This window comes from Candidatus Nitrotoga arctica (assembly GCF_918378365.1).
Classification (GTDB): Bacteria; Pseudomonadota; Gammaproteobacteria; order Burkholderiales; family Gallionellaceae; genus Nitrotoga; species Nitrotoga arctica.
Genome location: NZ_OU912926.1, coordinates 2175580 through 2193131, shown reverse-complemented (window position 1 = coordinate 2193131; position 17552 = coordinate 2175580). Strand labels below are relative to the sequence as shown.

Sequence of the window (17552 nt, the reverse complement as noted above, 5' to 3'; positions counted from 1 at the left end):
GTACAAGATCAATGTCTGGATAAAAACATTTTAAAGCGTAAGGCTGTTTGCTGTTACAGGCTCTGACAGTAGGCAAGCAGATAAAACCGCGAATATTTCTCGAGTCGCTATCTGGTGACGATGAACTCGACTGTTTTCTTTCGAGATGAACAGAGTACGAACTTGCTTTGGTTTACCCCGATTCAAATGCGCATCCTAATCCTGTCTCTATTTTGGCGCCCGTCGGCAGTGCTCTTCTGGAGATTTCAATTGGCCAATCGATTGCGTGGCAAGTACCGGGTGGCCAGCTTGAACTGCGTGTACTCGATGTACGGTTCCAACCCGAAGCGAATAGCCAGCTTCATCGATAACGGCATTGGTGACAGCAAGTATCAGGCAGTATAAATTCCGGCCTGAACCTAAAAGAGTGTGATTTGATCATGGTCCGCTTAGACCGTTCTGAGGGCGAAGCTTAATCTGACTTGAATGCATTTCCACTGGACAGCTCGTCAGAATTTTTTTGACCTAAAAACGGACACTGCCGGATGCCTACGCTGCTGTTGATTCTTATTTTGCTTCCCTTTGTTGGCAGTGCAGTTGCGGCATGCATGCCGGCCAATGCACGTAATCGGGAGGCCATACTGGCGAGTGTTGTGACCTTGTCCGGGTTGCTGGTGGCGGCTCTTCTTTATTCGAAAGTGGGCAATGGCGAAGTCGTACATTACCGCGCCACATGGTTGCCAGCCTATGGGGTGGATTTCGCGTTGCGCATGGACGGTCTTGCCTGGGTGTTCGTCATGCTGGTGTTGGTGATCGGCCTATTGGTGATGCTGTACGCACGCTACTATATGTCGCCCAAGGACCCCGTCCCAAGGTTCTTTTCCTTTTTGCTTGCCTTTATGGGCGCCATGCTGGGGGTAGTGCTTTCAGGGAACCTCATACAGCTGGTGGTGTTCTGGGAGCTAACAAGTCTCACGTCGTTCCTTCTGATTGGCTACTGGCATCATCGTATCGACGCCCGGCGCGGTGCCCGCATGGCATTCACAGTTACCGCGACCGGTGGATTGTGTTTGTTATTCGGCGTCCTGATTCTCGGTCACATCGTCGGCAGTTATGACCTCGACGCGGTACTGGCAGCAGGTGACTTGGTGCGCGCGCATCCGTGGTACCTGGCGGCGCTTATCTTTATCGCTCTTGGGGCGCTCACCAAAAGTGCACAATTTCCTTTTCATTTCTGGCTGCCGCACGCGATGGCCGCCCCTACCCCCGTGTCAGCCTATCTGCATTCGGCCACGATGGTGAAGGCAGGCGTATTTTTGCTGATACGTCTGTGGCCGACATTGTCCGGTAGCCAGGAATGGGTGTGGATCATCGCTGGCGCGGGCATCTGTACGATGCTGCTCGGCTCTTTCGCAGCGATTTTCCAGCATGACATGAAGGGTTTGCTGGCGTACTCGACTATCAGCCACCTGGGCCTGATCACGTTATTACTGGGTCTGGGTACACCGCTTGCCATGGTTGCGGCGGTGTTCCACACCTTCAATCACGCCATTTTCAAGGCGTCTTTGTTTATGGCCGCAGGTATCATTGACCATGAATGCGGAACCCGCGATATGCGCATACTGCGCGGGCTTTATCGGCAAATGCCATTCACGGGCACGCTGGCCATCGTAGCCAGCGCCGCAATGGCCGGCGTGCCACTCCTCAACGGGTTCCTTTCCAAGGAAATGTTCTTTGCTGAAACTGCGCTAGTGGGCGGCACGGAAGATTGGTCGATGTCGGTCGTCGCGGTGATGATGGGAATCTTCAGTGTGGCTTATTCCTTGCGTTTCATTAGCGTCTTTTTTGGAAAGCCGACTCAAGTCTTGCCGAAAATGCCGCACGAACCGCCACGCTGGATGCGATTCCCGGTCGAGATACTGGTCTTGCTGTGCCTGGTGGTCGGGATCGCACCCGGCCCTAGCGTGGAACCCACCCTCAAGCTTGCGGTTGCGTCCGTGCTCGGCGAGCATACGCCCGCCTTTAGTCTGCAAATATGGCATGGCTTTAACGTGCCGCTTCTCAAGAGCGTGATAGCGCTACTGGGCGGAATCACATTCTATGTCTTGCTTCGCAAATACTTTGCGCTTGCCACTAGAGACAAGACGCCGCTACTGAACAGGTTCAATGGTGCGCAAGCCTACGAGACCACGATCTTGCGTTTGGGCGTGGCGGCGTCCTGGCTGGTGAAATGGCTCGGCACCCAACGTCTGCAACCGCAAATGCTGCTGCTGATGGTGGCACTGGTCGGCATACCGCTATTGCTTGTTCAGCCCTTGCCGAAATTTGCCAAACCTGTCATTGCAGGATCCGATGCATTGTTCGCGTTGATGTGGTTGATAGGCTGCGCGTGTGCAGTGACGGCCGCCTGGCAAGCGAAATATCATCGTCTTGCCGCGCTCATGCTGGTTGGTGGTACCGGCATCGTCACCAGCCTGACCTTTCTGTGGCTGTCGGCCCCTGATTTGGCATTGACACAATTAATGGTGGAGACCGTCACTACGGTGCTGATCCTTCTTGGCCTACGCTGGCTGCCGCCGCGTTTGACGCCACGTGAATTGAACATTCAGGTGTCGCATCGGGTATGGCTTCGCCGTTCGCGCGATATACTGGTTGCCGTGGTTGGCGGCTTAGGCATGGCCGCCCTTAGCTATGCGGTCCTGACGCGGCCAGCGCCGCAAGGTATCGGCGATTTCTTCCTGTTACGCACGCTGTCCGAAGGCGGCGGAAGCAACGCAGTCAACGTGCTCCTAGTTGACTTTCGCGGCTTCGACACCATGGGAGAGATTACCGTGCTAGCCATTGTGGCATTGACGGTATATGCGCTGCTGCGCCGCTTCCGCCCCGCACCCGAGAGCATGGCCATCCCTGCGCAACGGGCCAATGACGTCGACCCGGTGGCGCGGCAAGCACCAGCGCAGCAAGCTAATAATGGATATCTGTTGGTCTCCGGCGTTTATCTGCGTTTCTTGCTGCCGTTCATGATCGTCGTCGCGACGTACTTTTTCTTGCGTGGGCACAATTTGCCGGGCGGCGGTTTCGTCGCCGGATTGATCTTTGCAGTGGCGATCATCGTGCAATACATGCTGGCGGGTACGGTCTGGGTGGAATCACGATTCGGCCTGCGAGCGCATCTCTGGATTGCGTATGGACTCGTCATTGCCTGTCTGACGGGGCTCGGCGCATTTTTGTTCGGCTATCCGTTTCTCACCAGTCACACAGCACGCTTGCACCTGCCGCTCTTGGGAGAAATTCATGTTCCGAGCGCCTTCTTTTTTGACCTGGGGGTGTTCGTGGCGGTGGTCGGCACCACCATGCTGATCCTGCTGGCGCTAGCGCACCAGTCAGTACGCAGTCACCGGCTGCCGCAAGGCATGCCTACCGCCGCTCAGACCGCTTCTGCACCGGAGACCATCTGATGGAACTAGTTATGGCGCTCGCCATCGGTATTTTGTTTGGATCGGGTATCTGGTTGATCCTGCGCCCGCGTTCCTTCCAGGTATTGACTGGACTGCTGTTGATGTCCTACGCGGTCAATCTGTTCATCTTCATGATGGGACGTCTGTGGATTGATCGCCCGCCTTTGACGCTTGGCGCGCATTTGCCCGATCCGGCCACGGTTGCAGATCCTTTGCCGCAAGCGCTGGTGTTGACTGCGATCGTGATTGGCTTTGCCACCACGGCACTCTATCTCGTGATCATGATCGGCTCGCGCGGCCTGACCGGCACCGATCATGTAGATGGCCGGGAGCCGGATCAATGAACCTGGCATGGGATCAACACCTGATCGTTGTGCCCGTGTTGCTGCCGCTGCTGTGCGGCGCGCTGCTGATTGCCCTCAACGAACGGCGCCATCATCTCAAGTTTTTCATTAACCTGGGGTCGGCGATTTGCCTGCTCGCGGTAGCGGCCCGACTGATGTGGATGGCCGATAGCGGCCACTGGCCGCAAGGCATCGGCGTTTACCTGGCGGCGAACTGGGCGGCGCCATTCGGCATCGCGCTGGTAGCCGATCGTCTGGCGGCACTGATGCTGCTGCTGACAGCGGTACTAGCGACGGCTGCGTTGCTGTATTCCATGCAGCGCTGGAGCCGCATCGGCGTGCATTTTCATTCGCTGTTCCAGTTCCTTCTGATGGGTATCAACGGCGCCTTCCTGACGCACGATCTTTTCAACCTGTTCGTATTCTTTGAAGTCATGCTGGCCGCTTCCTACGGGCTGCTGCTGCATGGCTACAACGTGACACGTATCCGCGCCGGCATGCAGTACATCGCAATCAACCTCGCAGCCTCTCTATTATTTCTGATCGGTGTTGCGCTGATCTACGCCAGCACGGGTACGTTGAACATGGCTGATCTGGCCGCGCGACTGTCTGCCATCAACACGGATGGACTGGCGTTGCTGAAAGTTGGTGTGGCAGTGCTGGCTATTGCCTTTCTCGCCAAAAGCGCAATGTGGCCGCTTGGTTTCTGGCTGCCGGCCACCTATGCGGCGGCGTCACCCCCGGTGGCGGCAATGCTCGTGCTGATGACCAAGGTCGGCGTGTATGTGATTCTTCGCGTATGGCTTTTGATTTTTTCCGGCGAGGCCGGCGCTGCCGCCGGTTTCGGCTTTGATGCCCTGCTTTGGGGGGGCATGGCTACCATCGTATACGGCGCCGCTGGCATGCTGGCAAGCGAGGCACCGGGACGCTTGGCGGGCTTTGGCGCGATTGTTTCGTCCGGCATCCTGCTGTCGGTAATCGGTTATGGACAGCCTTCACTGGTGACCGCGGGTTTGTACTACCTGCTCGGATCGACTCTGGCGCTGGGGGCGTTCATGCTGCTGCTCGAATTGATCGAACGTATTCGCTCACCGGGCGCAGCGGTTCTGGCATTGACAATGGAAGTCTTTACAATCGAGGAAGCCCCTGATGAGCCGGTGGGCGAGAGTATCCCGGGCGCGCTCGCATTCCTTGGCCTGTCGTTTGCCGGCTGCGCGCTGATCATCGCAGGATTGCCGCCCCTTTCCGGTTTCGTTGCAAAATTCGGTCTGTTCCATGCGCTTCTCAATCCCGGCGTAGCGGGCAGCACTCCCACCCCCGCTACCTGGGCACTGATGGCCTTGATTCTGCTGTCAGGCCTGGCAGCCACCATAGCATTGCTGCGCTTCGGCGTGAGGACCTTCTGGGCGGCAGGCAAAATTTCGCCGCCTCACCTGCCATTCATCGAAGCGGCGCCGATCAGCCTGCTATTGCTGCTGTGCGTCGTACTGACGGTGCAAGCCGGACCGGTTCTCGCTTATCTGGAGCGTACGACAGAAGATTTGCATCGTCCCCAGCGCTACATAGACAAGGTACTGTCGGAACCCGTCATCTCAGGTCCGCTGGGTAAAAAGGAAGTGCAATGAAGCGCGGGCTGCCATCGCCGTTGCTGTCGGGAGTGCTGTTGGCGCTCTGGCTGTTGCTCAACCAGAGTCTGAGCCCGGCCCATCTGCTGCTGGGCGCAGTGCTTGCCATCGTTGCGCCGTTGCTGGCACGTCCCCTGATGCAGCCAATCGGCTATCCCCGACTGGCAAAACCCGTAATGCTGATTCGCCTGCTGGGAATGGCGCTGGTGGAAATTGTGCATTCCGCGATTACCGTCAGCCGCTTGATCCTGTTTCCCAAGCCGGATGGAATGAACTCTCAATTCATTAAAATTCCGCTCGACCTGCGTAACCCATATGGGTTGGCATTGTTGTCATGCCTGATCAATTCGACTCCGGGGACTGTTTGGGTGGAAATTTTACCGGACCGGCACGAATTGGTGCTGCACGTGTTCGACCTGCACGATGAACAGTGGTGGGTGGCTACCATCAAGACCCGTTATGAAAAGCCCATTATCGACATTTTTCACGAGGAAATTCATGAGGAAAACCCACCATGATTAGCCTGCTGGCGCTGGCAATAAACTACGCGCTGATTTGCGTCGTGATTGCCATGCTGTTTTGCACCGTTCGCCTGTTGATCGGGCCAGCGGCGCATGACCGTGTACTCGCGCTGGATACGCTGTGGATGTGCGGTATGCTGCTGGCGCTGATCCTCGGCATGCGGTTCGGCAGCCAGATCTATTTCGAAGCAGCGCTGCTTATTGCACTGCTCGGTTTTGTGTCAACTATTGCCTTTGCAAAATTTCTGATGCGCGGAGAAATCATCGAATGAATGAAATGGAAACCATCCCACTATGGGCCGCGGCCTTGCTTGTGCCGTTACTGATACTAGGAGGAAGCATCATCCTGATTGGCGCTCTTGGATTAATGCGCCTGCCTGATTTCTATCAGCGCATCCATGGTCCGGCAATTACCGTCACGCTTGGTGCCGGATGTCTGCTGATTGCGTCCATGCTTTATTTCACCGTGCTGCAATCGCGATTGGTGCTTCATGAATTGCTGATCGCCGTCTTTGTCTTGATGACTGCTCCGGTCGTGTCAATGCTCATCATGCGGGCAGCGGTGTATCGTGATCTACGCGCCGGCAAACGCGACAGCGGGGTTGCGTCTGGTGACGTCTACCGTTTTCCCGAGCAGGAATGAGAGCGATTACTGGCTTCAAGGCATGTAGCTATTTCAGGAATGGAAATGCTCTGAAAAAGCATTCCGCTGAATGCCAATGTTCCTACGCAGCGAGCGGAGGGACAACCATAATGTCGCATTTTGTCCAGTGGATCGTGTCACGAGTAACGCTGCCCACAATCAATTCTTCGATGCGTGAGCGTCCGTGTTTTCCTATAACGATTAAATCTGTTTGCATTTTTTCAGCGTGATCTCGCACGATCGCACTGGGATGACCAAGAACAACGTCGCGCATTATGCGCCGCCGCGGAGCATTGAGGTCATCAATGAACTTGTTCATCGTCAGAAGGGCTTCTTGGCGGGTCTTTATACGGTAGTGATCAATGGCGTCTTGCGAAACGCCTGCGTAAGATAATTTACTTGCGAACATAACTTCATAGGCATGAAGAAACGTGATTTCTGCTTGTGGTTCGATCTGGAGCGCCAACTGTGCCGCCTGCCTCGAATCATCCGAAAAATCTACCGGAACAAGGATATTTCGATATGGGGAAGCCGGTTCGTTTCTCACGACCAATAAAGGTCGCCTACAGCGTCGGATCAACTTATCGGCCGTATTTCCGAGAAAGATATCGGTGAAGAAGTTGCCGCCGTGCGCACCAATTACAATCAAGTCTGCAAAAATTTCCTCACTTCGGGCCGATATCTCGATGGCTGGCTGGCCGAATCGCACGGTGCAAGTAAATTTGACGCCGCATTCATTGGATAACTCGCTGGTCCGGGCCTGCAGTTCGCGGAGAACCGCATCGGTAACCTCTGTCTTGGCTGCTTCAGGTGACTTATTCATGAGTCGCGCAAGCCCCTCGAGTTGCTCGGACTCTCTCACTGTCATTAGTTCCGCTGTGTTGCATTTGTGTCCCGTACACAGCATAGCAGCGCGCTTTTCCGCTCTCTGTGCCCGTTCCGAAAAGTCAGTGGCGACGAGAAGATTTTGTATGCCTGGCATATTGCCGCTCCTTGAAACGAAGCTACCTATATGAGTAAATGAATCACGCTAAAACGCCTTCTACATCGCAGAGTATCCGAAGACTATTGAGACAGCAATCCCTCGCGCTTGATTCCGATCAAACGCCGCCGCGAAGCCACCTTCGCCGAGCGCCCGCTGGAACACGCGCATGAACCGAAGCCGATCCATCATGCACTCGAAGCGGCGACGATTGATCGTCAGCGCTCTCGCGGCTCACCGCCTCGATCGCCACCAGCTCGCGGTAGCGCACCACCTTCTCGCGCGCCGATGACCACGGCGCTCACGGCGTAGTCGAGGGCCTCGGTCATCCACACGATCACCGCGAAGGTGAGGAATGGCGAGCATCACCTGCCCGCCGACCGCAGGCCCGCTACGCCCGACAACCAGGTGATGACGAGCAGCGTCACGAACGCGGCGATGAGGCCGGCTTGCTTCGCGGTGGAAGTGCTCGCGGCAGGCGGTGCGGTGGCGGCTAGAGCGTTCATGGGACTCTTTTTTTCCAGCTTGAAATCTACGAGGCAGGTCCCCGTCCCGGGTTGATGGAGATCAAGCGACGAGGCATTCGCCGCGTCGGCTGTTCACGTACGCAACAGCAGCAGCGAGCTCAGATAGGCGATGTAGGCGGCAACGAAGAACGCGCCCTCCCGACGCGTGACCTTCTGATCGCTCCTGAACACCGGCAGGCACACCAGGGCTACCAGGGCGGCCAGCGGCAGGTCGATGCGCAGCACGTCTGAGCTCACCTCGATGCCCCCCGGTGCGGCCAGGCAGATCAGGCCGAGGATGACCAGGATGTTGGTGATGCTGCTGCCGATGAGATTGCCGATGGCGACGTCGCGGTCGTCCTTCAGCGTGGCGACCAAGGTGGTCGTCAACTCCGGCGCATTCGTGCCGAAGGCGACGATGGTCAGACCGATCACTGCATCGGAAACACCGAAGCTCGTGGCGATGTCGACGGCTCCGGCTACGAGCAGGTTGGCGCCGATGATCGTCAGCGCGATGCCACCCGCCAGCAGCAGCCCCTTCCACGCCCACTGCCGGGGGCTGGGGCGGGTCTTCAGCGCACTCGGGCTGTATTCCTGCGCGAACTCGAGCTTCATCCGCGCGCTTTCGCGCCGGCTCAGGCGCACCAGCGTCGTGAAGTAGGCAATCGAGGCGCCCACCAGGATCGCGCCCTCGGTGCGGCTGAGCACGCCGTCCCAGGCCATGGCGATCAGCATCAGCGACGTGGCGATCATCACCGGCACGTCGAACTTGATGCTCTGCAACCTCAGCGGCAACGGGCGATACAGCGCGCTCAGGCCGAGCACGAATAGCAGGATGAAGAGGTTGCCGCCGGCGATATTGCCCACGGACAGCGGCCCCTTGCCCTCGTAGGCGGCGGTGATGCCCACCGCCAGCTCGGGCATGCTGGTGCCGATGGCGACGACGGTCAAGCCGATGAGGATCGGCTGGATGTTCAGCATCGCTGCCATGCGTGTCGCGCCGCGCAGCAGCACTTCGGCGCCGACGATGATGACCACCAGGCCGCCGAGAAAGATGATGGCCGGATGCGGCTGCATCTCAGTTGCGCCCGCTCCACGCGCGCAGCGCCAGCTTGCGCAGTTCGCCGAACCATAGCACCGTGCTGCCCATGGCCAGGCACACGGCCCACTGTTCGAGGCTCAGGGGCACCGTTCCGAACGCCACATTGAGGAAACCGATGTGCACCACTGCCACCTGCAGGATGGCTGACAGCGCGATGGCGCCCCACAGCCACGAATTGACGAACAGGTGGTGGAAGGCGCTGGTCGTCTCCGAGCGCGCATTGAAGCAGTTGAACAACTGGGCCAAGACGAGCACCGTGAAGCCGGCGGTGCGGGCGTTGTCCAGATCGTTCGTGCCTTCGATCAGGCCGCCCGGCAGGTACAGGTCGATGGTCAGCAGCGTGGCCAGCGCCATCACCAAGCCGATCTCGACCACACCCCACCACATGCGCGCGTCGATGGCGCGCTCGGTGGGCTTGCGTGGCTTGCGCGCCATCACGTCGTCGGTCTCGGGGTCCACGCCCATGGCCAGCGCCGGGCCGGAGTCGGTGATGAGGTTGATCCACAGGATCTGCGTCGCCAGCAAGGGCAGCACGATGGCTTCACTGCCGCCGGTCAGGCCGATCACGCCCGCCCCGACGACACCGAGGAAGACGGTTAATACCTCGCCCATGTTCGATGACAGCAAGTAGCGCAGGAACTTGCGGATGTTGTCGAAGATGCCGCGGCCTTCGCGCACCGCGTCGACGATGGTCGCGAAGTTGTCGTTGACGAGGATCATCTTCGCCGCCTGCTTGGTCACCTCGGTGCCGGTGATGCCCATCGCCACGCCGATGTCGGCCGATTTCAGCGCCGGCGCGTCGTTGACGCCGTCGCCGGTCATTGCGACGATGTTGCCGTCGGCTTGCAGTGCATCGACGATGCGCAGCTTGTGCACCGGCGCCACGCGGGCGTAGACCGAGGTCACGCGCACCGCAGCGGCGAGACCAGCAGCGTCGAGTTCATCGAGCTCGGCCCCGGTTAGCGCCTGCGCGCCCGGCTCGACGATGCCGAGGTCGGCGGCGATGCGCGCCGCCGTGCGCGGGTGGTCGCCGGTGATCATCATCACGCGGATGCCGGCCCGGTGCGCCTCGCGGATCGCCACCGCGGCCTCGGGGCGCGGCGGGTCGATGATGCCGACGGTGCCGACGAAGATCAGGTCGCGCTCCAGGTCGGGCGAAGCCTCGGCACGCTCCCCGGGGGCCAGCGGGCGGTAGGCGACGGCGAGCGTGCGCAAGGCCTCGTCGGTGAGCCGGGCCACGTCGGCGAGGGCGCGCGATCGCAGTTCGTCGTCGAGGTCGACGACGTCCATGCCGACGCGTGCACGCGTACAGTGTTCGAGCAGTACGTCAGGTGCGCCTTTGGTGATGACCACGATCTCGCCAGCGTGCTCGTGGTCGCGCTCGATGGTCGACATCATCTTGCGGTCCGACGTGAACGGGACCTCGCCGATGCGCTCGAAGCGGCGCTCGCGCCGCTCGGTCGCACCGAGCTTGTGTTCGGCGACGAGGAAGGCGGCTTCGGTAGGGTCGCCCTGGATCTCCCATCGACCATCGTCCGCCTGGCGCAAGTTGGCGTTGCCCGCCAGGCTGCCGCCGCTAAGCACCACGATCTGCTCGTTCAGCAACGCGCCGGGCTGGATCTGCGCGCCTTCATGCTCGACCTTGCCCTCGGGTGCATAACCTACGCCGGTGACGAGCGTGTCGCCGGAGGCGGTCACGACGCGCTGGATCGTCATCTCGGACCGTGTCAGCGTGCCGGTCTTGTCGGAGCAGATCACGGAAGCGGAGCCCAAGGTCTCGACCGACGACAGCTTCTTCACGATGGCCTTGCGCCTGGCCATGCGCTGCACGCCCATCGCGAGCACCACCGACAGGATCGCAGGCAGCCCCTCGGGCACTGCGGCCACCGCCAGCGACACGCCGAGCAGCAGTACGGTGATCAGGTCAGACGGGCCGCGGATGTCCGACATCAGCAGGATCGTTGCGACTACGACGACGGCGATGATCATGACCGCGATGCCGAGCATGCGGCCGATGCGGCTGACCTCCTTCTGCAACGGCGTGGCCTCTTCAACGGTGGCATCGAGCATGCTGGCAATCGAGCCCATCTCGGTGGACATGCCGGTCGCGGTGACGACGGCCCGGCCAGTGCCTTGCGCGACCGCCGTGCCCTTGAACACCATGTTCAGCCGGTCGCCGAGCGGCGTCGGTGCCGGCAGCGTGGCCACGTCCTTCAGCACCGCCTCGCTCTCGCCGGTGAGTGACGATTCCTGCACCCGCAGCGCAGCGGTGCGCAGCAGCCGCGCATCGGCGCCGACGAGGTCTCCTTCGCCAAGTACCAGCAAGTCGCCGACAACGAGCTCCGCGCTCGCAATGCGCAGCGGCTTGCCGCCGCGCAGCACCGCGCAGGTGGCGCTCGTCATGCCGGCCAATGCAGCCACCGCGTTGCCGGCCTTGGCTTCCTGCGCGTAGCCGAGCGCACCGTTCAAGAGGATGACCAATGCGATCACGATCGCGTCCACCGGCCAGCCCTGCCGGCCTTCGACCAGCCAGGCCGCCAGCGCGATCGCCACCGCCGCCAGCAGCAGGTAGATCAGCGGATCCTGGAATTGGCCGAGGATGCGGCGCCAGGTGGGCACGCTCGTGGCGGCGCGCAACGCGTTGGGGCCATCGTGTGCGAGTCGGGCAGCAGCGTCGCCTGTGCCGAGCCCGCTTTCGAGGTCGGTGCCCAGCGCGCGGGCAACCGCTTCGGCATCGAGGAGCGAAGGGTTGTCGATCGGGGGGCTGCTGTGAACTAGAACCTGCGCTTGCAGCATCAGATGTTGGTCTGTTCCGGCGGCACGCCAGCAGGCAGCAATTGGGCCTCATCCCCGCTAGTGCGAGCCACGGGTGGCTGCATGCCGAGCAGGTAGCTGGTCATGCTCAGGGAGCCCAGCGTGCAGCCTGCGGCGAACGGCTGCGCGGCTTCGCCAGCGGCGGTGCACAGCCCGGCCAGGTAGGCAAGCGGCAGGAAGTGCTCGTTGGTCGGCACGGCCAGGGGGTAGTCGGGGTGCTTCTCCACCGCCGCCAGTGCAGCGGGATCGGACGTCATGATGGACCGCACGTGCGCATCGAAGCGCACGCCCCAGTCAAAACCGCGGTTGCCGTACGACCAGTTCACGCGCCGAAGGTTGTGCACTACGTTGCCGCTACCGATGATGAACACACCGCGTTCGCGCAGCGGCGCGCGCCGCGCGCCGAGTTCCATGTGGTAGGCCAACGGCGCGCCGGCGTGGATGGATAACTGCAGCACAGGGATGTCCGTTGCCGGGAACACGTGTACCAGCACCGACCAGGTGCCATGGTCCAGACCCCAGCTATCGTGGTCCAGACCAATATCTCCAGGGCGCACCACATCCGCGATCTCCTGCGCAATCTCCGGGCTGCCCGGAGCTGGATAGCGGACGTCGAACAGTTCGGGCGGAAAACCATAGAAGTCGTGGGTCACCCGCGGCTGCGCCATGGCTGTTAGGGCCGTGGACTGGATGAACCAGTGCGCAGAGATCGCCAATACTGCGCGCGGGCGCGGCATCATACGCCCCAGTTCGCGCCAGCAACGCGTGAAGTCATTGACCTCCAGTGCATTCATCGGTGAGCCGTGGCCAATGAATGCGGCCGGCATGCGTAAGGGAGTGGTCATGGCGTGTTCCTTGTGACCTTGCTCTGCCGTTGCAGGGAAAATCACTTCAACTTTCGCCCATCCCCTCAGCCGGCTTGCCGGCCGCGCCGGTGCGCACCTTCTCTTCGATACGCCGTCCCACGTCGGCGTCCACGCTCTTCCAGTAGCCGAAGGCGCGTTCGAGCACCGGGCTGCGCACGCCGCCCAGCAGGCTACCTGCAACCTGGTCGACCAGCGCTGCTCGCTGGGCGTCATTGAACACCTCGCGCACCAGCGTGCCGGCCTGGCCGAAGTCGTCGTCCTCGGCGTGCAGCGTGTAGGCACTGCGCACCATCGCGCCGTCGGCTTCCCAGCCGTCGGCCGCGGGGCCGGTGCTGTCGGCCCAGGGCCGGCCGCCGCTGTTGGGCACGTAGACCGGCGCGCTGCCGCTGTGCTGGTAGGCCATCTGGCCGTCGAACATGTAGGTGTTGACGGGCACCTTTGGCTGGTTCACCGGCAACTGGTGGAAGTTGGTGCCGATGCGGTTGCGCTGGGCATCGGCGTAGGCGAACGCCCGGCCCAGCAGCATCTTGTCGGGCGACAGGCCGATGCCCGGCACCGTGTTGCCCGGGGAGAACGCTGCCTGCTCGATCTGGGCGAAGAAGTTCTCGGGGTTGCGGTTCAGCGTCATCGTGCCGACCTTGATCAGCGGATAGTCCTTGTGCGACCAGGTCTTGGTCAGGTCGAACGGATTGAAGCGGTAGCTTTTCGCGTCGGCGTAGGGCATCACCTGGATCGACACGGTCCACTCCGGATGCTTGCCGCCGGCAATGGCCTCGAACAAATCACGGCGGTGGAAGTCGGCGTCTGAGCCCGCCATTGCCGAGGCTTCGGCGTTGCTGAAGAAAGCCATGCCCTGGCGGGTGTGGAAGTGGTACTTGACCCAGAACTTCTCGCCGGCCGCATTGACCCACATGTAGGTGTGCGAGCCATAGCCGTTCATGTGGCGCCAGCTGTGCGGCAGGCCGCGCTCGCCCATCAGGTAGGTGACCTGGTGCGCGCTCTCGGGATTGTTGGTCCAGAAGTCCCACTGCATGTGGTTGTCGCGCAGGCCCGAGTCGGGCAGGCGCTTCTGGCTGCGGATGAAGTGGGGAAACTTCATCGGGTCGCGCACGAAAAACACCGGGGTGTTGTTGCCGACTAGGTCGTAGTTGCCTTCGGTGGTGTAGAACTTCAACGAAAAGCCGCGCACGTCGCGCCAGGTGTCGGGGCTGCCTTGCTCGCCCGCCACGGTGGAGAAGCGCGCCAGCATCTCGGTGGACGCGCCCTTCTGGAACAACGCCGCCTTGGTGTACTTCGAGACGTCCTCGGTGACCTGTAGCACACCGAAGGCGCCAGAGCCTTTGGCGTGCGGCTGCCGTTCGGGCACCTTTTCGCGGTTGAAGTGCGCCATCTGCTCCAGGAAATGCACGTCGTGCAGGACGATCGGGCCGTCGGCGCCGATGGTCAGAGAGTTGCGGTCACTCTCGGCGGACGCGCCGGAACCGGTGGTCGAACCCGAAACACTGTTCTTGTCAAGGCTGCTCATGGGATTTCCTTTCATTGAGGAGTGCTGTGTTGCAATCGTACGCTTGGGCCCAACCGCACATTGAGCCGAGAAGCCAGTTTAGACCGTTGCGAACGGCTCGGCAACCGTTTCTACAAACCAAACTGTTCGCTCTGGGCGCGGAATTCCGCCTCGCGCAGCGGCTTTCCCGCGAACAGGATGGCCCCGCACACCGTGCTCGCCACCGGTCAGGGAGACGCCGCTGGGTGCTTGGCTCTGTGCCAACCAAGCGACCTGTCCAGCCTCGACAAAAGTGGATGCGGCGCCGATGGCTGCGCTGCCGGTGAAAACGACGACGAAGCCGTTGTAGTCGGCAGAAAGGTTTTGCTCGATGATGGCACCGGGCTGCAACCGGATTTCAACCATGGTCACGGGTGTATGGTTCTGCGTCGGCGATTTCAACTCGCCGGAGACGTCGGAGACGCCGGAGAACACCCGGATTTTTGCTCCGGCTTCGTGACGCACCGGCACTTCGTCAGCGAGGATGTCCTGGTAGTGCGCCGGGACGAGTTTGTCAGCCCTTGGCAAATTGACCCAAGCTGCAACGAATGGACGGTCAGCCCCGCAGCCGGCTGCTCGTTGTGGATCAGCCCGCGCCCTGCCGCCATCCATGGGACGTCTCCGGGGTGAAGGGTGCCTTTGTTGCCATGGTTGTCGTAATGATCGATCACGCCGTCGATCACATACGTCAACGTCTCGATGCCGCGATGCGGATGGTGATCGAACACGCCGACCGGGAACCAGTCTTCCATCAGCAGCAGGAATGGGTCGGTCGCTGCCCAGCGCAACGAGCAGGCGCACGCGATGGTCGCCGCTCATGCCCCCCGGCCGATTGAGGGGGCGTCGACCCTGGTGACGTCGCGTTGATGCAGTTGAGTGGTTGTCATGGTTCTTGTCCTTTAAAAAGTGGATTAACGGGCCGCGATAGCGATGGAGCCTGTCGCCCAAGCTTTAGACGTGCCCACGTTGCACGGGGGGGTGCGCACGCCTGCGGTTCGGCTCCTCAGGCCAACCCGCGGCGCTTCGTGGTACTTGTCTGAACCGGTTCGTGACACTTACGGGTGCCTCTTCATTCGGCCGGTCGTTAGGCTAACCGGTCCGCGCCCGCTTGCACCGGCACTTGCGTGCCCGGCGCAGCGGACTGGCGCAAGTGCTGTCGGCCGAGCGCGCCGATGCGGTTGGCGCCCAAGTGCAGGACGGTGTTCACGGTTTCGCGGCGCAAGTAGTTGATTACGCTATCGACGCCGCTCGCACCGCCCAAGGTCAGGCCGAACATGACCGGCCGGCCGATGGGTACCGCGTTGGCGCCCAGCGCCAGCGCCTTCACTACGTCGGTGCCGCGCCGGATGCCACTGTCCAGAATCAGGGGCACGTCGCCCTTGACCACCTCCGCGATCGAAGGCAGCACGGTGATGACGGCCGGCGTGCCGTCGAGCGCGCGTCCGCCGTGATTGGAGACCTGGATCGCCGCAAGCACTTCGCTACGCGAGATGTGATCTATGTTGCTCACATGGGCGCGAAAGCGGGTTCCTCGCACAACCAGATTGAGCGCGCGTGACTTGATTTCATAACGTGCGGATGGTTTCTGCTGTTCCGTTACGTGGGTGTCCAGGTTGCCTCGATTCAACTCGATAACCGTTTGGGCCATGCCAGTTTTTCCAAAGAGCATCATTTCCGCTAGGCTCACTTGCGTGTTCTGGGTGAGCAGGAGACATGAGCCGCTTATAGACCCGGCACGATTTATAAATGAATTTTTATTGGTTTTCGATGTCTATGGAGTATGGAAAAAGAAGATGCCCGCAAGCAGTCGCGAGAAGTACTGCATGAACGACGCAAGCAAGTTATTCGTATGCACCGCAAAGGTGTGGCGGTGATGGAGATCGTGGTGCAAACGGGACTGAGCTGGACGGCAGTCAATACGGCGCTGCGGTTGTATAAGGCTGAAGGTTCGGGGGCACTCAAGCCCGGCGTTCGGGGTAAAAAACCTGGCAGTGGACGCCGCTTGACGGTTAGCCAAGAGCTGGCGATTCAACAAACCATCTGCGACAGACGCCCCGAACAACTCAAGATGGATTTTGCGCTATGGAGCAGGCCCGCTGTGCGCCAGCACATTGAGCTGGCGCACGGTATCAAGCTGTCTATTCGGGCAGTAGGCAACTACTTGGCACGTTGGGGTTTTACACCACAAAAACCCATTAAAAAAGCATACGAGCAGCGGCCTGAAGCCGTCCAGGCTTGGCTTGATGAACAATATCCGGCCATTGAAGCCAGAGCAAAAACAGAAGGTGCGGAAATTCACTGGGGCGACGAGACGGCGCTAGTCAACACGGATGTCAGAGGCAGGAGCTATGCGCCGGTGGGCAAGACACCTGTGACGTTCGCAGTAGGCGGCACGCGCCACAAGCTATCGATGATTGCGACGGTAACCAATCAGGGTAAAACGCGCTGGATGATTATTGATGAGGCATTTAACTCCGACAAGCTCATTGAATTTCTGGAGGCGCTCATCAAGGATACAGACCGCAAGGTGTTTCTGATACTGGACAACTTGAGAGTTCATCACAGCAAACCTGTAAAGGCTTGGGCTGCCGAGAACGCACAGAAAATCGAGTTGTTCTACTTGCCCAGCTACAGCCCTGAACTCAACCCCGAAGAAAGACTGAATGCGGATCTCAAACACGTCATCACTTCAAAGGTGCCAGTGCGCACCAAGGCAAAACTCAGAGCTGCTGCGACTGATCACATGACCATGCTTGAGCAAAACCCCGAACGCGTGCGCCGTTATTTCGGCGACCCAAAAGTCGCCTACGCGGCTTCATGAATAATTCGTGCCGGATCAATAGGTTCAGTCACGTCATGGAGTTTTTGAAGCTGGTGCCAGTCGTTGGGATTGGCCAAATAGTCTGCCGCAACGCTGATCAAAGTGTCGCCGGGATTTACCGCGTACAACCATTCAGGTTCAGCCGCAGCGGCAGGATTGACAAGCTGCAGACCTAAGACGAGTGCTATAACGTAGCGCAAGGGGCAAAGTAAATGCAACATGGCTGTCACCAAACGAGTGCTGTATTTTCCAATACAGAAAAGTGGAATAAAGAATGTTGAATCTGGGTAACTGGATTTTTTCCAGGTTCGATCGGCTTGGTAAATATTTCCTCAATTTGCCTTGTCG

The 17552-nt window shown here is 60.1% G+C and carries 18 protein-coding genes; 8 read left to right on the top strand and 10 right to left on the bottom strand.

Annotated features, from left to right (window positions below; translation table 11 throughout):
* Nucleotides 1-120: 120 nt before the first annotated feature.
* The 7 genes from MKZ32_RS10105 (at nucleotide 121) to mnhG (ending at nucleotide 6570) form a co-directional block, all read left to right on the top strand.
* Complete coding sequence (locus MKZ32_RS10105) at nucleotides 121-384, top strand: hypothetical protein (protein WP_478210038.1); 264 nt, start codon at nucleotides 121-123, stop codon at nucleotides 382-384.
* A gap of 140 nt (nucleotides 385-524) precedes the next feature.
* On the top strand, nucleotides 525-3437 hold the full coding sequence (locus MKZ32_RS10100; RefSeq protein WP_239797146.1) for a monovalent cation/H+ antiporter subunit A: 2913 nt from the start codon (nucleotides 525-527) through the stop codon (nucleotides 3435-3437).
* Nucleotides 3437-3781: a Na+/H+ antiporter subunit C gene (locus tag MKZ32_RS10095; RefSeq protein ID WP_239797145.1), complete on the top strand. Its 345-nt coding sequence runs from the start codon at nucleotides 3437-3439 to the stop codon at nucleotides 3779-3781. The genes MKZ32_RS10100 and MKZ32_RS10095 overlap by 1 nt, the downstream gene beginning before the upstream one ends.
* Complete coding sequence (locus MKZ32_RS10090; RefSeq protein WP_239797144.1) at nucleotides 3778-5406, top strand: monovalent cation/H+ antiporter subunit D; 1629 nt, start codon at nucleotides 3778-3780, stop codon at nucleotides 5404-5406. The genes MKZ32_RS10095 and MKZ32_RS10090 overlap by 4 nt, the downstream gene beginning before the upstream one ends.
* A complete protein-coding gene (locus tag MKZ32_RS10085) occupies nucleotides 5403-5924 on the top strand; it encodes a Na+/H+ antiporter subunit E (protein WP_239797143.1) in 522 nt (173 codons plus the stop codon). The genes MKZ32_RS10090 and MKZ32_RS10085 overlap by 4 nt, the downstream gene beginning before the upstream one ends.
* Nucleotides 5921-6199, top strand: a complete 279-nt coding sequence (locus MKZ32_RS10080; RefSeq protein ID WP_239797142.1) for a K+/H+ antiporter subunit F — start codon at nucleotides 5921-5923, stop codon at nucleotides 6197-6199. Before MKZ32_RS10085 ends, MKZ32_RS10080 begins: the two co-directional genes overlap by 4 nt.
* The gene (gene mnhG, locus MKZ32_RS10075) at nucleotides 6196-6570 is read left to right on the top strand and encodes a monovalent cation/H(+) antiporter subunit G (protein ID WP_239797141.1); all 375 of its coding nucleotides are present in this window, start codon (nucleotides 6196-6198) and stop codon (nucleotides 6568-6570) included. The genes MKZ32_RS10080 and mnhG overlap by 4 nt, the downstream gene beginning before the upstream one ends.
* 82 nt (nucleotides 6571-6652) lie before the next feature.
* On the opposite strand, the gene MKZ32_RS10070 is transcribed toward mnhG, so the two are convergent.
* From MKZ32_RS10070 to MKZ32_RS10035, 9 genes are all read right to left on the bottom strand, one after another.
* The gene (locus MKZ32_RS10070) at nucleotides 6653-7552 is read right to left on the bottom strand and encodes a universal stress protein (protein WP_239797140.1); all 900 of its coding nucleotides are present in this window, start codon (nucleotides 7550-7552) and stop codon (nucleotides 6653-6655) included.
* A 365-nt stretch (nucleotides 7553-7917) separates the two neighbouring features.
* Nucleotides 7918-8058 (bottom strand): hypothetical protein, encoded by a 141-nt coding sequence (locus tag MKZ32_RS10065; RefSeq protein WP_239797139.1) that lies wholly within the window; start codon nucleotides 8056-8058, stop codon nucleotides 7918-7920.
* A gap of 93 nt (nucleotides 8059-8151) precedes the next feature.
* Nucleotides 8152-9135, bottom strand: a complete 984-nt coding sequence (locus MKZ32_RS10060) for a calcium/sodium antiporter (RefSeq protein ID WP_239797138.1) — start codon at nucleotides 9133-9135, stop codon at nucleotides 8152-8154.
* Between the two features lies 1 nt (nucleotide 9136).
* Nucleotides 9137-11956: a cation-translocating P-type ATPase gene (locus MKZ32_RS10055; protein ID WP_239797137.1), complete on the bottom strand. Its 2820-nt coding sequence runs from the start codon at nucleotides 11954-11956 to the stop codon at nucleotides 9137-9139.
* A complete protein-coding gene (gene ygiD / locus MKZ32_RS10050) occupies nucleotides 11956-12819 on the bottom strand; it encodes a 4,5-DOPA-extradiol-dioxygenase (protein WP_239797136.1) in 864 nt (287 codons plus the stop codon). Before ygiD ends, MKZ32_RS10055 begins: the two co-directional genes overlap by 1 nt.
* A gap of 46 nt (nucleotides 12820-12865) precedes the next feature.
* Nucleotides 12866-14365 carry a catalase gene (locus MKZ32_RS10045; RefSeq protein WP_239797135.1) on the bottom strand — a complete coding sequence of 500 codons (1500 nt, stop codon included), beginning with the start codon at nucleotides 14363-14365 and terminating at the stop codon, nucleotides 12866-12868.
* A gap of 78 nt (nucleotides 14366-14443) precedes the next feature.
* Nucleotides 14444-14854, bottom strand: a complete 411-nt coding sequence (locus MKZ32_RS10040) for a cupin domain-containing protein (protein WP_420887729.1) — start codon at nucleotides 14852-14854, stop codon at nucleotides 14444-14446.
* Nucleotides 14782-15135: a pirin family protein gene (locus MKZ32_RS15720; RefSeq protein WP_420887762.1), complete on the bottom strand. Its 354-nt coding sequence runs from the start codon at nucleotides 15133-15135 to the stop codon at nucleotides 14782-14784. Before MKZ32_RS15720 ends, MKZ32_RS10040 begins: the two co-directional genes overlap by 73 nt.
* A 332-nt stretch (nucleotides 15136-15467) precedes the next feature.
* Nucleotides 15468-16091, bottom strand: coding sequence for an alpha-hydroxy-acid oxidizing protein (locus MKZ32_RS10035; RefSeq protein ID WP_275584323.1), 624 nt, complete (start codon nucleotides 16089-16091; stop codon nucleotides 15468-15470).
* A 72-nt stretch (nucleotides 16092-16163) separates the two neighbouring features.
* Between MKZ32_RS10035 and MKZ32_RS10030 the strand changes: the two genes are divergently transcribed.
* Entirely contained in the window at nucleotides 16164-17204 is a 1041-nt protein-coding gene (locus tag MKZ32_RS10030) for an IS630 family transposase (protein WP_239796881.1), read from the top strand.
* On the opposite strand, the gene MKZ32_RS10025 is transcribed toward MKZ32_RS10030, so the two are convergent.
* Entirely contained in the window at nucleotides 17189-17425 is a 237-nt protein-coding gene (locus MKZ32_RS10025; protein ID WP_239797133.1) for a hypothetical protein, read from the bottom strand. The two genes, MKZ32_RS10030 and MKZ32_RS10025, sit on opposite strands and share 16 nt — an antisense overlap.
* Between the last annotated feature and the right edge of the window lie 127 nt (nucleotides 17426-17552).

Coding starts and splice junctions, on each gene's coding strand:
- MKZ32_RS10105 (WP_478210038.1), top strand. CDS start 121: ATGAACTCGACTGTTTTCTTTCGAGATGAACAGAGTACGAACTTGCTT.
- MKZ32_RS10100 (WP_239797146.1), top strand. CDS start 525: ATGCCTACGCTGCTGTTGATTCTTATTTTGCTTCCCTTTGTTGGCAGT.
- MKZ32_RS10095 (WP_239797145.1), top strand. CDS start 3,437: ATGGAACTAGTTATGGCGCTCGCCATCGGTATTTTGTTTGGATCGGGT.
- MKZ32_RS10090 (WP_239797144.1), top strand. CDS start 3,778: ATGAACCTGGCATGGGATCAACACCTGATCGTTGTGCCCGTGTTGCTG.
- MKZ32_RS10085 (WP_239797143.1), top strand. CDS start 5,403: ATGAAGCGCGGGCTGCCATCGCCGTTGCTGTCGGGAGTGCTGTTGGCG.
- MKZ32_RS10080 (WP_239797142.1), top strand. CDS start 5,921: ATGATTAGCCTGCTGGCGCTGGCAATAAACTACGCGCTGATTTGCGTC.
- mnhG (WP_239797141.1), top strand. CDS start 6,196: ATGAATGAAATGGAAACCATCCCACTATGGGCCGCGGCCTTGCTTGTG.
- MKZ32_RS10070 (WP_239797140.1), bottom strand. CDS start 7,552: ATGCCAGGCATACAAAATCTTCTCGTCGCCACTGACTTTTCGGAACGG.
- MKZ32_RS10065 (WP_239797139.1), bottom strand. CDS start 8,058: ATGAACGCTCTAGCCGCCACCGCACCGCCTGCCGCGAGCACTTCCACC.
- MKZ32_RS10060 (WP_239797138.1), bottom strand. CDS start 9,135: ATGCAGCCGCATCCGGCCATCATCTTTCTCGGCGGCCTGGTGGTCATC.
- MKZ32_RS10055 (WP_239797137.1), bottom strand. CDS start 11,956: ATGCTGCAAGCGCAGGTTCTAGTTCACAGCAGCCCCCCGATCGACAAC.
- ygiD (WP_239797136.1), bottom strand. CDS start 12,819: ATGACCACTCCCTTACGCATGCCGGCCGCATTCATTGGCCACGGCTCA.
- MKZ32_RS10045 (WP_239797135.1), bottom strand. CDS start 14,365: ATGAGCAGCCTTGACAAGAACAGTGTTTCGGGTTCGACCACCGGTTCC.
- MKZ32_RS15720 (WP_420887762.1), bottom strand. CDS start 15,135: ATGGAAGACTGGTTCCCGGTCGGCGTGTTCGATCACCATCCGCATCGC.
- MKZ32_RS10030 (WP_239796881.1), top strand. CDS start 16,164: ATGGAAAAAGAAGATGCCCGCAAGCAGTCGCGAGAAGTACTGCATGAA.
- MKZ32_RS10025 (WP_239797133.1), bottom strand. CDS start 17,425: ATGTTGCATTTACTTTGCCCCTTGCGCTACGTTATAGCACTCGTCTTA.